The sequence below is a fragment of the Brevundimonas sp. ZS04 genome (genome assembly GCF_001956865.1).
In the GTDB taxonomy this organism is placed as follows: domain Bacteria; phylum Pseudomonadota; class Alphaproteobacteria; order Caulobacterales; family Caulobacteraceae; genus Brevundimonas; species Brevundimonas diminuta.
On the sequence record NZ_MTHE01000048.1, the window covers coordinates 1 to 458 of the forward strand.

At 69.0% G+C, this 458-nt stretch carries 1 protein-coding gene; it reads left to right on the forward strand.

Annotation, left to right across the window (positions count from 1 at the left end):
- The first annotated feature begins 95 nt into the window (after positions 1–95).
- Complete coding sequence (locus tag BJP32_RS16700; RefSeq protein WP_076224892.1) at positions 96–290, forward strand: hypothetical protein; 195 nt, start codon at positions 96–98, stop codon at positions 288–290.
- The last annotated feature ends 168 nt before the right edge of the window (positions 291–458 follow it).

Sequence of the window (458 nt, forward strand, 5' to 3'; positions counted from 1 at the left end):
CCGTGTGGAAGGACGCTCGATCGGTGACCTGGTCCAGCGGGATCGTGACGACCGGCATTGCTTGAAGTATCGGCTGGTGTGCGCCCAGTCTCGATGTGATCGGAGCAAGCTACCGATGCGGCGGTCTTCGACGGCAACGGCAGGTCACCGCGTTTCGGCTGACGGATGCCTCGAGCACGGTCAACACCGTTGCCCTCGACAAGGTGTTCGGCGCCGACCGGCTGGAGTTCGGTGCGTTCTCCGCCCGGGCCCGCAAGCAGCCGCTCGAGGTCACGGGCGAACTGCGGTGAGGGGGCGCGGCGGTCGCGTTTCTAGGAGCGGTCTCCCGGCCCACCTCGCGCCAGCAGCAGCTCGTCGGCCCGCTTGACCGTCCGGCGGACCGCTGCCGTCATGGCCGGTTCGATGAGACGGAGCGTCGGGACCATCGCGCCACGCGCTAGCGGCGCCTTGGCCCAGAG